The 14703-nt window shown below is 33.7% G+C and carries 13 protein-coding genes and 4 tRNA genes; all 17 read right to left on the bottom strand.

Annotation, left to right across the window (positions count from 1 at the left end; translation table 11 throughout):
• Positions 1-68 precede the first annotated feature (68 nt).
• Entirely contained in the window at positions 69-551 is a 483-nt protein-coding gene (locus O3640_RS03190) for a sigma-70 family RNA polymerase sigma factor (RefSeq protein WP_045772576.1), read from the bottom strand.
• Positions 552-750: 199 nt separating this feature from the next.
• Positions 751-824 (bottom strand) — tRNA-Asn (locus tag O3640_RS03185).
• A 5-nt stretch (positions 825-829) separates the two neighbouring features.
• Positions 830-901 (bottom strand) — tRNA-Glu (locus O3640_RS03180).
• Between the two features lie 176 nt (positions 902-1077).
• Positions 1078-3060, bottom strand: a complete 1983-nt coding sequence (gene ftsH, locus O3640_RS03175; RefSeq protein WP_227221624.1) for an ATP-dependent zinc metalloprotease FtsH — start codon at positions 3058-3060, stop codon at positions 1078-1080.
• A gap of 18 nt (positions 3061-3078) precedes the next feature.
• Entirely contained in the window at positions 3079-3621 is a 543-nt protein-coding gene (hpt, locus tag O3640_RS03170) for a hypoxanthine phosphoribosyltransferase (RefSeq protein ID WP_008808023.1), read from the bottom strand.
• 4 nt (positions 3622-3625) lie between these two features.
• Entirely contained in the window at positions 3626-4903 is a 1278-nt protein-coding gene (tilS, locus tag O3640_RS03165; protein ID WP_227221623.1) for a tRNA lysidine(34) synthetase TilS, read from the bottom strand.
• Positions 4900-6180, bottom strand: coding sequence for a serine hydrolase (locus O3640_RS03160; RefSeq protein ID WP_045772579.1), 1281 nt, complete (start codon positions 6178-6180; stop codon positions 4900-4902). Before O3640_RS03160 ends, tilS begins: the two co-directional genes overlap by 4 nt.
• Positions 6180-6299 carry an SP_0009 family protein gene (locus O3640_RS03155; RefSeq protein WP_037622626.1) on the bottom strand — a complete coding sequence of 40 codons (120 nt, stop codon included), beginning with the start codon at positions 6297-6299 and terminating at the stop codon, positions 6180-6182. Before O3640_RS03155 ends, O3640_RS03160 begins: the two co-directional genes overlap by 1 nt.
• A gap of 2 nt (positions 6300-6301) precedes the next feature.
• On the bottom strand, positions 6302-6670 hold the full coding sequence (locus O3640_RS03150; RefSeq protein ID WP_012131073.1) for a septum formation initiator family protein: 369 nt from the start codon (positions 6668-6670) through the stop codon (positions 6302-6304).
• On the bottom strand, positions 6663-6929 hold the full coding sequence (locus tag O3640_RS03145; RefSeq protein WP_012131074.1) for an RNA-binding S4 domain-containing protein: 267 nt from the start codon (positions 6927-6929) through the stop codon (positions 6663-6665). The genes O3640_RS03150 and O3640_RS03145 overlap by 8 nt, the downstream gene beginning before the upstream one ends.
• A 65-nt stretch (positions 6930-6994) precedes the next feature.
• The gene (gene mfd, locus O3640_RS03140; protein WP_195321992.1) at positions 6995-10498 is read right to left on the bottom strand and encodes a transcription-repair coupling factor; all 3504 of its coding nucleotides are present in this window, start codon (positions 10496-10498) and stop codon (positions 6995-6997) included.
• Positions 10491-11060, bottom strand: a complete 570-nt coding sequence (pth, locus tag O3640_RS03135; RefSeq protein ID WP_045772580.1) for an aminoacyl-tRNA hydrolase — start codon at positions 11058-11060, stop codon at positions 10491-10493. Before pth ends, mfd begins: the two co-directional genes overlap by 8 nt.
• A 72-nt stretch (positions 11061-11132) precedes the next feature.
• Entirely contained in the window at positions 11133-12248 is a 1116-nt protein-coding gene (gene ychF, locus O3640_RS03130; protein ID WP_371586640.1) for a redox-regulated ATPase YchF, read from the bottom strand.
• Between the two features lie 109 nt (positions 12249-12357).
• Positions 12358-12431 (bottom strand) — tRNA-Asn (locus O3640_RS03125).
• A 5-nt stretch (positions 12432-12436) separates the two neighbouring features.
• A tRNA-Glu gene (locus O3640_RS03120) sits at positions 12437-12508 on the bottom strand.
• A 61-nt stretch (positions 12509-12569) separates the two neighbouring features.
• Positions 12570-13337: a competence system response regulator transcription factor ComE gene (comE, locus tag O3640_RS03115; RefSeq protein WP_008808031.1), complete on the bottom strand. Its 768-nt coding sequence runs from the start codon at positions 13335-13337 to the stop codon at positions 12570-12572.
• Positions 13334-14695: a competence system sensor histidine kinase ComD gene (gene comD, locus O3640_RS03110; protein WP_045772581.1), complete on the bottom strand. Its 1362-nt coding sequence runs from the start codon at positions 14693-14695 to the stop codon at positions 13334-13336. Before comD ends, comE begins: the two co-directional genes overlap by 4 nt.
• Positions 14696-14703 lie beyond the last annotated feature (8 nt).

Raw genomic sequence — 14703 nt, 5'->3', positions numbered from 1 at the left:
TCGTTGGCTTTTTTCTTGAGCATGAAATTGGAAAACAGACTGAAAGGGAGATCTCCTCTCCCTTCTTTTTAATCTAAACGGGGATTGAAATCCCTTAAGTGATAGGACAGATCTTTGAGCATTGCCTTACGTCCTTTGAACCTTTCATCTGCCATCAGGCGCTCATATTGTTTTGATTCTTCTGGACTGAGCTGACTTCTATACTCTGCCATCGCGCTTCTAAAGGCTACCAATTCATCCAGATACAGCTCTTTCATTCTTAAACGATGACCTATCTCGCTGACCTCTTCATAGGGTTGCCTGTCCAATTTCCGCTTTTGACTCTCTTGCCGACGAATCAAATCATGTATTCTGTTCCGAAACTTGGTCTTGAAGTAACGGTACAGGCGTGGATGATCTTCCAGTAGGTTGGGATGACTTTTTAATAATTCGTACAACACCAACATTCCTTCCTGCCTCCAATCTGCATACTCCCATAAGTGCAGATAATAATCTTTATAACAGCGCTTGACTATCCCTTCAACTTGTTTGTATACGTCCTCAAACTTCATTGACTAGTCCTTTCTTTTGGTTTTAGAGGATTCCTCCTCACCTATTAATCTATCAAAGATCCAGACTGTTGCGGACATTGGGGTGTATTTGTTTATTTAAAATTATTGTCATGTATCTATTGATAATACTTTATGCATTTTGTTCTTGTTTTAAAACATAAAAAAAAGGAAGAAAATTCTTCCTGTTTTTTATACTTAACTCCGGCAGTAGGACTCGAACCTACGACATCATGATTAACAGTCATGCGCTACTACCAACTGAGCTATGCCGGATAATATAGTCCGTACGGGATTCGAACCCGTGTTACCGCCGTGAAAAGGCGGTGTCTTAACCCCTTGACCAACGGACCATAAACACACAACATAGAACATTATATCAGTTCCTTTCGTTTTGTCAATACTTTTCTATTTATTTTTTTAATCATCTTTTATTGGTGATCTAGTAATTAAGTTATATCTATCAAATGAGTTTGATTTATGACTAACTTCTCAAAAAAAGAATCCCAAAATGAGATTCTTTTTGATTTTATTCAGCTGAGTTGTTTTCTTCCATTTTTGATTTAATTTCGTCATATGAAAGTGCGTGCGACTCTTTATCTTCATCTAATTGATCTTCAGATATTTTCCCAGTTTCATATATAGATTTAATTTGATTGCTATCCAATGTTTCATATTTCAGAAGCGCTTCGGCAATCAATTTGTGGGTTTCACGATTAGATTGAATGATTTCTGCAGCTTTATTCCGTGCTTCATTCAAGAGATCACGTACTTCAGCATCAATTTCATAGGCAGTCTGCTCAGAGATAGATTTCGGTGGATTATGTGCACCTGGAATCATAGCATGATTTCCTTCATATTGTACCGGACCAAGTTTGTCACTCATACCATACTCTGTAACCATACTTCTAGCCATTTGTGTTGCCTGCTCGAAGTCGTTAGAAGCTCCTGTTGTTTGAACATTAAAGATAATTTCTTCTGCTACTCGTCCACCCATGAGACCAGCTAATTGCTCTTTCATATCCTCTTTAGATAAAAGCATTTGGTCTTCTTTAGGTAAGGCGATCATATATCCTCCAGCACGACCACGAGGTACGATAGTTACCTTATGTACGACACGAGCATTTGAAAGAACCAAACCAACAATTGTATGACCCGCTTCATGATACGCAACGATTTGGCGGTCACGCTCTGAAACAGTCTTATCTTTTTTAGACGGTCCTGCAATAACTCTATCTTCAGCTTCATCAATATCAGAAGCATCAATTACTTTCTTATTCCGACGCGCTGCTACCAAGGCTGCTTCATTTAGGACATTTTCAAGATCTGCACCAACAAATCCTGGGGTCTGCTGAGCAACTAATTTTAAATCAACATCTGTAGCCAAAGGTTTATTTTTAGCATGAACACGTAAGATAGCCTCACGACCTTTGACATCTGGACGACCAACTAAAACTTTTCTGTCAAAACGTCCAGGACGAAGAAGTGCAGGATCCAGCACATCTGAACGGTTTGTTGCAGCGATAACGATAATACCTTCGTTTCCTTCAAAACCATCCATCTCAATAAGAAGTTGGTTTAAAGTTTGTTCTCTCTCATCATTACCACCGCCAAGGCCAACACCACGCTGACGACCGACTGCATCAATTTCATCAATGAAGATGATTGCTGGAGCTGCTTTTTTAGCATCTTCAAATAATGAGCGAACACGACTAGCACCAACACCAACAAACATTTCGACAAAATCTGAACCAGAAATACTGAAGAAAGGAACACCAGCTTCTCCAGCTACTGCTTTAGCAAGAAGAGTTTTCCCTGTTCCTGGAGGGCCTTCGAGGAGAACTCCAGCAGGGATACGAGCTCCAAGCTTGGTATAACGTTTAGGATCTTTAAGAAACTCAACTACTTCAACCAATTCTTGCTTTTCTTCTTCAGCACCAGCAACATCGGAAAACCGTACTTTGATTGATTCTTTGCTAGCAGCACGCGCTTTATTGCGACCAAAATTCATCGCACCACGGGCACCACCGCCACCACTTTGATTCATCATTGAAAAGAAGAAGAATCCAACAATAACAAGTGGAAAGACAGAAATTAAGATATTAAGCCACATTCCACTTGAGCTTTCACGTTTGATGCTAATCTCTGTCTTGTTTTTAGCTGCTAACTTTTGTAATTCAGAAATAGTTGAATCTGCCGGCAATATGATGCTGGTGAATTTTTTAACCGATAATGAAGGCGATGGGAAAAATTGGATACCTGTTGTATCTTTCACTTCCTTAGATTTTTTATAGGTTCCGGAAATTTCAACAACACTTCCATTAGGTTGGTAACTAATATCTTTCACGTTACCTTTTTCAATTTCTTTAACTAATTCTGTGTAATTAATCTGTTGACTGCGATTGACAGAATTTCCAGCCATCAAATACTGAAACCCTGTTACTAAGGCAATCACAACTAGAATGTACAGAAGTGGATTTTTTACTAATCCATTATTTTGCTTATTTTTCATTTATATATAGTAAACCTTTTATTTTGTATATACTTCTTCCTTCAAGATACCTACATAAGGTAAATTGCGATAGTTTTCAACATAGTCCAATCCATAGCCAACTACAAATTCATTTGGAATTGTGAAGCAAGTGTAATCTGCCTCTATTTCAACGAGGCGTCCTTCTGGCTTATCCAAGAGTGTAGCAATTTTAACTGATGCCGCATTTCTATCTTTGAACATTTCACAAAGGCTTTTTAAGGTCTTTCCAGTATCAATGATATCTTCAATAAAAAGAATATCGCGACCAGCAACATCTTGGTCAACATCTTTTTTAATGTTAATTACACCACTGCTAGAAGTTCCACCATGATAGCTAGATACAATCATGAAATCCAATTCAATATGAGTATCAATATGCTTGATCAACTCAGCCATAAAAGGAACCGAACCTTTTAAAACACCAACTAGAATAGGATTCTTCCCATGATAATCTTCTGTTAATTGGGCTCCTAGTTTTTTAGCAGCAGCAACTATCTCATCGTGCGAAATCAGTACTTTTTTAATGTCTTTTTCTAACATAATCTTACCTATCTATTTTTTTAATATAAAGAACATCTTTCATTATATCACGTTTCGAGTTCTTACTCAAATCACCTGTTACAATTCCAGCAATCCCTAAAATTTCATTAAATTGTTCCACAATGACAGCTTCATCTCTTTCTTTAAGAGAGTATTTTTCATCTATAAAATATCGAGCTAGTTTTTTATGGTGACCATTTAATAAAATTCTATCTCCAGACTGTCGGTGACGGAGCACAATAGAAGTTTTACGTGAAACAGGAATCATCTGAACCACTTCACCAACTAATTCTTTCCCAAAAGAGAAACAATAACCACCTAGTTCAATAATATCTTCAAATTGTAGCAAAATAGCTCCCTTTTTTGAATCAGACTTAGGACCGATTTTCTGAATTTTAAAGGCTTGATAGTCTTGGATGAGCTCATATTGATTTTTAAGATAATGGTGATAGTTGGTTTTAGTATTTACAATATGTAAAATATCATCAAACTGTGCTTTACTTAGTTGTAAATCAGGAAATTTTTCAAGATATTCCTGCAATAAAAAAACTTGAACTTCTCTTTTTTGCTTCCTAAACGTCTGTAAATCTGTCAGATTTAAGTCTTTTGTTAAGCTGGAAAGAGCTTTTTGTAATTGAGCAATTTCTAAACCTAAACCTATAATAGCTTGTTTGATTCTGGGGTTTTCTGTTTCTAAAAGCGGGAAATATTGGTTTCTTACACGATTTCTAAAATAAGTATTTTCAAAATTCGAGGCATCTTCAAAATGAAAAACCGTCGGAAAATCAGTTTTAGAAAATTCCAACAAGGGTCTAATTAACTCGCCACCACCAAAAGGCTGCCTATCTTTCATACCAGACAAATAACGTAAGCGACTTCCACGTAGAATCCGCATAAAAATCGTTTCTGCTTGATCGTCTGCATGATGGGCTGTCACCAAGGCAGTACAATCTTCTTCTTGCATGACTTTTTTGAAAAAATTATAACGAAAATCTCTAGCTGATTTTTCTGAAAAAACTCCAGAAAAACTTGATGTAAGAATCTTTACACCAAGTTTTTGAGCAATTTCTTTTAATTGTTTTTCTTCTTGATCAGCTTCAATTCGTTGTTTATGGTTGATATGAGCCAAGATAAGTTCTATATCCAACTCTTTTTGATACTTATATAAAAGGTTCAATAAGGTCATAGAATCAAGGCCACCAGAAATGGCCAACAAAACTCTTTGATGCTCAATAAAATAAGCTTTTTCTTTACACTGTTTCAAAAATTGCTGCTCAATCATTTCAGCACCTCATAGACATCATTGGCTATTTTTGAAATAGTGTCATAGTTTGAATGATTAGTGAAAACCGATATGATAAAAGGTGATTCACTGTAAACAATGGCAACGTCATGTTTGAAATCATAAGCGTCACCAATCTTATGAGCAACCTTCACTGGAATATCCTTAGAAATCCTCTGATTATCAAAATTGGTCTGCGAAAGAGTGTCAATAATAGAACCATTTTGATAATAAATAGCTTCCATTACATTTCCTGCCATTTTAGCAGAGGCATTTCTTTCTTCCACATCCCATTTTCTACCTGCAATGTTTTCAATAGTGGAACGGTAGGTCGAGCTTGATTTATCTGTAACATAGTAACCTAAAATATTGGTTGCGGCGTTATCAGATTCTTTGGCAATATGATTAATGAGATCCTGTACACTGTATTCTTTATTATCCGCTTCTTTGGGTAAACTCCCACTTCCTTCCGTATCATAAGCTCCAGAATAATCATTAACATCCTGAATATATTTTAGTCCTTGTGCAAGTGTAAATTTCCCTTTATTTAATTCTTCTTGAGCATAATAAAGAATTGGCAATTTAGTTACACTGGCAGAATACATCTCTGTATCTTGATTAATTCCTGCCGTTTTTCCTGTATTCAACTGTTTGACATAAATAGAAAAGTCCGCCTGATTATATCGACTAGTTAAGATTTCTTGAACTTTTTCGATGCGATTATCTGTATCTGAAAGATAATCCGCTCTTACCCAACCACTATTTTCAATTTTTGCATATTGGGCTGTTGGTGTTGTAGCTAGTTGAGTGATTTTTACAGAAGTATAGGCTGATTTATTACTATTAATTTTTTTGACACCATTTACATAAGCTTTTTCATAAACTGTAAAACCTGGTTTCAGCCACACTGTTTGATTTGTATCTTCCAAAGCCAAGACAGTATCATCATAAATGGAACGTTTATCAGCAACTACAAACTGACCATTGGATAACTTAAAGAGAGGTAATCCTTGAGAATTGACTACTAATTCAGTCAACTTGAAAGGCTGATTTGGAGATAGCTTCCCAGAAATCTTATCTAGTTCTGCAGAAGAAAAAGTTAAAACTTCTTCATAAACATTTGGATTGGTAGGAAGTGTTTGATAATAATTGCTGTAGCTTGTATTGGTCAATTCATACTGTTGACTTGTTGTCAATGGAATATCTTTTTCTGTGCTAATGACTATATTACTGCAAAAGAAAGCCGGTAACAACAATAAAGCTAAGTATTTCCTCATCAATCCTTCCTTTCTGTATTTTTTTCTTCTCTCAATTCTTGATTCTTTTGTGAAAGTTCTTCTAATTTTTCCTCTGAGAAAGTTAAAAATTTCTCCACTGTTTTAACAATATTATCCATGATTACTGTGGTAACAAATCTGGTATATTATAGATTGTCTCTCCTTCTTTAGCATAGAAATATTTTGCTCGAGCGTACTTAGCGGCATAGTCATCATCCTTTAAACGCTTAGACAAGTTTTCTTGATATTCTTTTTCCTTACTCAACTCATCATATTTTTCTTGTAATTCAACAAGCTTTTGCCGACGTTCTAGAAGAGTTTGATAGGATTGTACTAAATTATAAGTTGGTAAAATGAACAAAAGCATAACTAAAATTAAAACCCAGCCCATAAAACGATTTTTTTTGCGACGCTCTTCTTCTAAATAGCGTCGACGCTGATTTTCATCCTGAATGTACTGATTATTTAATTGAACAATATTTTTAGACATCTTCTTCTACCCTTGTTTCACTAACAATTTCATACATACTTGCTGCATCTTCTTTTTTGGTACTATCTTTCATTTCTAATACTTTCACAGTGAGTAGTTTATTACCAAAACGAATTTCAACAATATCATCTGTTTTTAAGTCTGTTGAACTCTTGGCTAGAATTCCATTTACTTTTATTCGCCCTTTATCAGCAACTTCTTTTGCAACAGTTCGCCTCTTAATAATTCTTGATACTTTTAAATACTTGTCTAATCTCATATTCCTTACCTCAATTCTCTTAATATTCTATCATGTTTTAAAGAAAATGAAAAAACAAAATCCCCTCAATCCTCTTTTCTTTGTTTTATCTCCACCAACTTTTGACCAAACTGAATTAAATTTTCTAAGATTTCATAATCTTTTTTCTGACGAACATCAAAAATAACTTCAATTAGTTTGTCGCTTTCTCCTATACGAGCTTTTAAAGTTGTTGCAGCCAAAGCTTCAAAATAATCCTGGGTCAAGAATATTTGCTGTGACATCTTTTCAAATCTAACAACTACGGTCTGCTGTCTACGTTCTACTAAAGAAACAAAGGATTTATCCAAATATGATTTCAACAGACCAATTTCTAATAAATAGGCGACAACATCTGGATACTCTCCAAAACGATCTATCAATTCTTCCTGTAAATCTTCATAATTTACACTGTTGTCAATTTCACGAATACGTTTGTAAATCTCAATTTTTTGACGTTCATCTGATATATAGTCACTTGGTAAATAGGCATCAATTTGGAGATTAATTTCTGCATTACTTTTTTGTCTTTTTTGCTCTTTACCTTGTTTCTTGGCAATTGCCTCTTCTAAAAGTTGGGAATACATTTCAAACCCTACTGAATCAATAAATCCTGATTGAGAAGATCCAAGAATGTTTCCTGCTCCTCTAATGGATAAATCTCGCATTGCAATTTTAAATCCTGAACCTAGCTCTGTAAAACCTTTAATTGCTTCTAAACGTTTTTCAGCCACCTCAGTCAAATTTTTATCTGGACGATACATAAAATAAGCATAGGCGATACGATTACTCCGACCTACTCGTCCTCTAAGTTGATACAAGGTTGACAGACCCATATGATCAGCATTTTCTATAAATAAAGTATTTGCATTTGGAATATCAACTCCTGTTTCAATAATGGTAGTTGTAACCAAGACATCATATTCTCCATTTATAAAGTCAATTAGAGTATTCTCCAATCTAATTTCACTCATTTGACCATGAACAAAACCAATATTTGCTTCTGGAACTAACTCTTTTAATTCAGCTACTTTTTGCTCAATTGTGTCAACTTTATTGTAAAGATAGTAAACTTGTCCTCCACGATCTATTTCTCTTACAATTGCATCTCGAATAATAGTTGGATTAGTTTCTAAAACATAAGTTTGAACTGGATAACGATTGGTCGGAGGAGTTTCAATGACTGATAAATCTCGAATACCTAACATTGACATATGTAAGGTACGAGGAATAGGAGTAGCAGTTAAAGTTAAGACATCAACTTTTGTTTTTAATTCTTTTAGTTTCTCCTTATGCTTAACTCCAAAACGCTGTTCCTCATCAATAACTATCAGACCTAAATCTGCAAATTCAACATCCTGTGATAAGAGCCTGTGAGTCCCAATAATGATATCCACTTGACCTTTTTTCAAAGCTTCTAAAGTCTCATTCTGCTCTGCCTTTGTCCTAAAGCGACTTAGAACATCAACATTAACAGCAAAGTCATTAAATCGTTCTTTAAAATTTGTATAATGTTGCTGAGCAAGTACAGTTGTTGGAACCAAAATTGCGACTTGCTTATGATCATTAACAGCCTTAAAAGCTGCCCGCATTGCTACTTCAGTTTTACCAAAACCAACATCTCCTACCAAGAGGCGATCCATTGGTTGCTTGCTTTCCATGTCCTTTTTTATTTCTTGAATACTTCGTAATTGATCCTCTGTTTCAACATAAGGAAAATCATTATCAAATTCAATCTGATTTTCGTCATCACTAGAAAAGGAAAAACCTTCTAGCTGGCTCCTCTCTGCATACAATTTAATTAAATCATCTGCAATATCTTCCACTTGATGCTGAACTTTTTGTTTTGTCTTTTGAAAACGACCATCATTTAACTTATTGACTTTTGGTGTCTTTCCGTCACTTGCTACATATTTTGATAAGAGTTGGATTTGGTCAACTGGAATCGATACTCGATCAGCATTTTGGTATTGAATGGTTACATAATCTCGGTGAATACCAGAAATTTCTATGGTTTCAATTCCTAGATATCGCCCAATACCATGTATGTTATGGACAACATAATCTCCTTTTTCTAACTCATTATAATCCTTTAATCGCTCTGCATTAGATATATTTTGCCGTCTTACACGTCTTTTAACTTTCTTTTGGAAAATTTCATATTCTGTAATTAATACAAGTTTTTGGTCTACAAAATTAAACCCTTGGTTTAAATTTCCTTGTATAAGTTGCACTGAATTTTTATGGATTTCTTTATCATTTATATACTCTACTTGAATGTCGTATTCTTGTAAAGTTTTATGTAAAGATTGTAAAGCAGCTAATGAAGATGCTTGCAGGATTACTGTAGAACCTGCCTTTTTATAGCGATCAATTTCATCTTTCAATAAAGGAAATTGACTAAAAAATTCCTGCATAGGGTATTGATTAAATTGATAAAGAAAATCAAATTTTAAGTTACCTAAGCCTTTGTGAAAATTTGAAAGAAAAGTAGAAGGTTTGTAATTTCTAAAATCTGGATAAGAATTCACAAAATATTTCTGATTTGAAACAGCTTTACTAGATTGTAAACCTTCTGTCAAAATAGTTGTAGCTTCCATTTCAAATTGTGCATTTCGCTCCATGATTTTTTGAAAATCATCAAAGAAAATAGGAGTATGTTTTGGAAGATAATCTAGAATAGTCCATTCTTTCTCATAAAAATAGGATAAAAATTTTCGAGAATCTGGATGAAGTTGACGTTTTTTAACATCCTGTAAGATCTCTTCAAGATAAGATTTTAGATGGTTATCTTGACTTGTTTTTACTGCCTCTTCTATTTTTTTCTGAGCTCTTAGATAATCTTCATCCGATAACAATATATCGTTTGCAGGATGAATTAAAACTTGATTTAAATTTTTAATAGAAGTTTGGCTTTCTGAATCAAAAATACGTATTCCATCAATCTCATCTCCAAAAAATTCTAAACGGTAAGGAGAAGTACTATCTTTATCAAAAATATCTAGGATATCACCTCTTAAACTGAACTCACCCTGATTAAAAACTTGTGATTCTTTCCTATAACCAATCTTAATCAAAAAGTTTACAAGGGTATCAAGGTTATATTCTTGACCAACTTTTAGTTCTATAATTGAAGATTTTAATTCATTTGGATTTGGTAAAAAAAGGCGACTAGCTGAAAGATTTATGACTAGAATACCTGACTCATTGTCATCTAATAAAAAATTTAATGCTCCAATCCGAGCATATATCTTCTCTTGAGACGAGAAGATAAATTCAGCCATAGGTGCATCGTCAGCTAAAAAATTATATACTTTTTCCTCACCTAACAAAGAAATCAAGTCACTAGATAACTTTTCTGCTTCACTATAACCTGATGTCATAACGAGAATTTTTTGATGTTCATCAAGAGCGGAGGCTATTGCAAGTGCTTTAGTCGAACCAGACAATCCCATTAGTAACTGTCTAGTCTTTTGATTTAGATTTTTTTTCCAATCTAAAATTTGCTGGTTTTGACAAAATAAATCAATCAAGTTCATTTTATTACCCATTATACTTCTGCATTGCTTGTTCAAAATTGCCTGATTGTAAATAATAATTTACAGCATTGTCAACCTTGTCAAGAGTATTCAAAATAGTTATGTAATCATCTTTATCAAATTTTCCTAAAACATGATGAACCACTGTCATACCTTCTTTGGGACGACCAATACCTATTTTAACTCGTTTAAAATCTTGAGTACCTATATGTTTAATAATCGATTTAATCCCATTATGACCACCTGCTGAACCTTTTGCGCGTAAACGAATCTTACCAACTTCCATATCTAAATCATCATAAATGACAAGTAAATCTTCAACTTCTAAACCATAATAAGTTAACAATGCATGAACTGCTTTTCCACTTTCATTCATAAAAGTTGTTGGTTTGATAAAATATACCTTTTCACCATTTAAGAATGTTGAAGCAATTTCTGATTGAAAAATTTTATCGGCTGTAAACTTTAAATTTAAATCTTTACACAACTTGTCAACTAACATAAATCCAACATTGTGTTTTGTTTCAACATATTTATCTCCTGGATTTCCTAATCCAACAATTAATTTTGTCATTTTTATCCTTTCAAAGCTTAAAAGGGTTGGAAATTTTTTTCCAACCTACTCTTTATTCCATTTACACTTTTTTTACACAATAAATCGGAATTCCATAATATCGCCATCTTGAACGATATATTCTTTTCCTTCTTCACGTAAACGACCAGCTTCTTTCACTGCTTTTTCACTTCCGTAATGCAGTAAATCATCATAAGACATGGTTACTGCTCGGATGAAACCTTTTTCAAAATCTGAGTGGATGATACCTGCTGCTTGAGGGGCTTTCATTCCACGTTTGAAGGTCCAAGCACGTACTTCCTTTTCACCAGCTGTAAAGTATGTTCCAAGTCCCAACAGGTGGTAAGCTGCTCTGGTCAGTTTATCCACACCTGATTCTGTCAGACCTATTGCTTCTAAAAATTCTGATTTATCTTCATCATCCAATTCAGAAATTTCCTCTTCAGCACGCGCTGAAATGACTACAACTTCTGCATTTTCTGTAGCTGCAAATTCCCGAATTTGCTTCACATAGTCAATATTATCTGGATCAGCCACTTCATCTTCACTGACATTGGCCACATAAAGCACAGGTTTAGTCGTTAAGAGAAAGAGCCCTTTAACGATCTTCTGTTCTTCTTCTGTAAAGTCAATTGTCCGAGCTGAGAGACCATCTTCGAGAACTGGCTTAATTTTCTGTAACACATTAAACTCCGCCACAGAATCCTTATCTTTTTGAGTTCTTGCCATCTTCTCTACACGCGCATAACGTTTGTTGATACTTTCTAAGTCTGCTAAAATTAATTCTAAATTGATTGTTTCAATATCTGCCATTGGATCAACAAAATCAGACTCGCGACCCTGTTCCCTCATGACATTTTCATCATCAAAAGCACGTACAACGTGGACGATAGCATCTACTTCGCGGATATTGGCCAAGAATTTATTCCCTAGTCCTTCTCCTTTTGAAGCACCTTTCACAATTCCAGCAATATCTGTAAATTCGAAGGTTGTTGGAACTTTTTTCTGTGGTTTGATGAGCTCTGTTAATTTATCAAGACGTGCATCCGGAACTTCCACTCTTCCAACATTAGGGTCAATTGTTGCAAAAGGATAGTTCGCTGCTTCTGCCCCCGCTTTTGTAATTGCATTAAATAAAGTTGATTTGCCGACATTAGGTAATCCGACAATTCCTGCTGTTAAAGCCATTTAGCTCTTCCTTTCATCTTTTCAATTCAAATTATTATACCATAAAACAGACTAAGTCTGTAGAGGAAAATATAAACAAAAAAACACTCAATTAATTGAGTGTTAGCGACTCCGGCAGTAGGACTCGAACCTACGACATCATGATTAACAGTCATGCGCTACTACCAACTGAGCTATGCCGGATAATATAGTCCGTACGGGATTCGAACCCGTGTTACCGCCGTGAAAAGGCGGTGTCTTAACCCCTTGACCAACGGACCATATATGTCTTGCAAGAAGACATATTTTATTATACCAGTTTATCTCGCTTTGTCAACAGTTTTATTTTTTATTTTCTTCTTTTTTACTTTTGGCTTTCAGTATTTCTTTCAAGTATCTGACACGTAATCGAGAAATTGGTGAACGATGACCATCATAATACAAAACATCTTTTGTCTTTTTGTCGTATCCACTAATGTTGCTAATATTCGATAGGTATGACTTATGTGGTGAGAAAAAATATCCAAGTTCTTTATCTTGTTCTTGAATTTCTGCTATTGTCCCATAAAATTCCTTAAAGAAATTTTTTCCAACAACTCTTAATTTATAAGGACTTCCTGTAGTCTCAATATATAGAATATCCCTAAAAGGAATTCGAATTTCGTTTCCTCTAAAACTATACTCAAAAAAGTCAACAATATCTGTATTTTCAATTAAATTATTTCGTGTATAAACGATACAATCTTTAACTCTTTTCTTAAAAGAATTATCATTTATGTCTTTATCTATAAAATCTAACGCTGATACTTTATACTTAAAAGTTAAGGTCGCAAATTCTGAATGACTCGTAACAAAAACAATGATAGCATAAGGATTATGTTGGCGGATAAATTGCGCCATTTCTAGACCTTTTTGTTCTTCTCCTTTGATATCTATATCTAAGAAATAGAGTTGATTCACCTCGTCTGACTCAACATATTCTTTAAATTCATGAATTTTTCCTGTTACTTTTGCTTTAATTTCAAGATTAAGTTCGCGAGAAATTTCTTCGAAGACATTTTCAATTCTCACTTGATGTTCAATAGTATCCTCTAGCACTAATACTTTCATATTTGTTCCTTTCTTTTGAATCTTACAACTTGTATAAAATAATTTGTTTCTATATCTGTTTCCAGAATAACTTCATCATATTTGTCAATAATTTCTTTGACATTATTTAAACCTAATCCTCGATTTTCTCCCTTTGTTGAGAAGCCTACTTCATAAATTTCTTCTAAATTAATGTAACGGCTTTGACGAGAATTCTGAATTACAAAAACAATTTCTTTATCTAGCTTTACTAAAGACACGTTCATTGTTTTTGAGGGACTTTCAGCTGCCCCTTCAACTGCATTATTGAGCAATACACTAGCTACTCGAACTAGATCTAAAAGTTTCATGGGTAATGTCTCAATAACATCTTTCATTTCAAATACAATCTCTACTCCACACTCTCGAGCCTTAAATATAGTTTGAATTAGCACACTTCTTAAGGCAGTGTCTTGAACGTTATTTAACTCAAAAAAAGTATAGTCATCTGATCGAAGTGAAATATTAGCTTGACTTAAAACATTATGAAAGATTCTCTCTACTTCTTTCATATCACCTGAGTTAATTCCTGTTTGTAAACTTGTTAACATACCAGCATAATCATGACGAAAACCTCGAATTTCGTTATAAAGACCTACAATTTCATCTGTATAAAGCTGTAGTTGTCTTTGTTCTTCCTTTTTTTGCTGAATTTCTTTAGCTTTTTCATGTTGTTCACGAGCAGACTTTAGATAAAATAAAGTCGACAAAAACATAATAAATCCTATAGTGGCAATCATACTAGCAAAACTATTAAGATGTGCGTTTTCGCTAAACCAATGAGAAATATTTAATAAGATATGAATTACTATATATGACTTATTAACATTATATAGATCATTTTTATAAATTGGTTCTTTATAATATTCAAAATAAAAGTCAAAAAAATCAACAACCTTTAAAATAATAAACAAAGCTAAAAGATTAATTATAATGTAAAAAATATCGTAATGTTGTTTTACAAAATAATCTCCTGTTATTGAAGAAATAATGACAGATAAAAAAGTTTCAGAAGTCTCCACAGATAAATAGATAACAAACGATAAAAACAAATTCAAGTAATTATCATACTCTTTTCTTTTAATAAGAAAATATTTGTAGAAAATAAGAGGCTGAATAAGTAAAAATAAATAATGAAAAATATCTCGAAAAATTTTCCAATAATCTGGTAATAATAAGAATAGAGAATAAAGAAATGATATTACCATTATTAAACCCCAAAATAGAATAATGAGTTTAATATTAATTTTCTTTTTTCTATTAATTTTATTGTAAAAAAAATCATAGGAAAAAACTTGTATTATAACTGGAAATAAAGACAGTATTATTGTAAATATCATTTCAATCT

Source organism: Streptococcus sp. 27098_8_75 (assembly GCF_041432475.1).
Classification (GTDB): Bacteria; Bacillota; Bacilli; order Lactobacillales; family Streptococcaceae; genus Streptococcus; species Streptococcus gordonii.
This window is presented reverse-complemented; position numbering and strand designations above follow the sequence as displayed.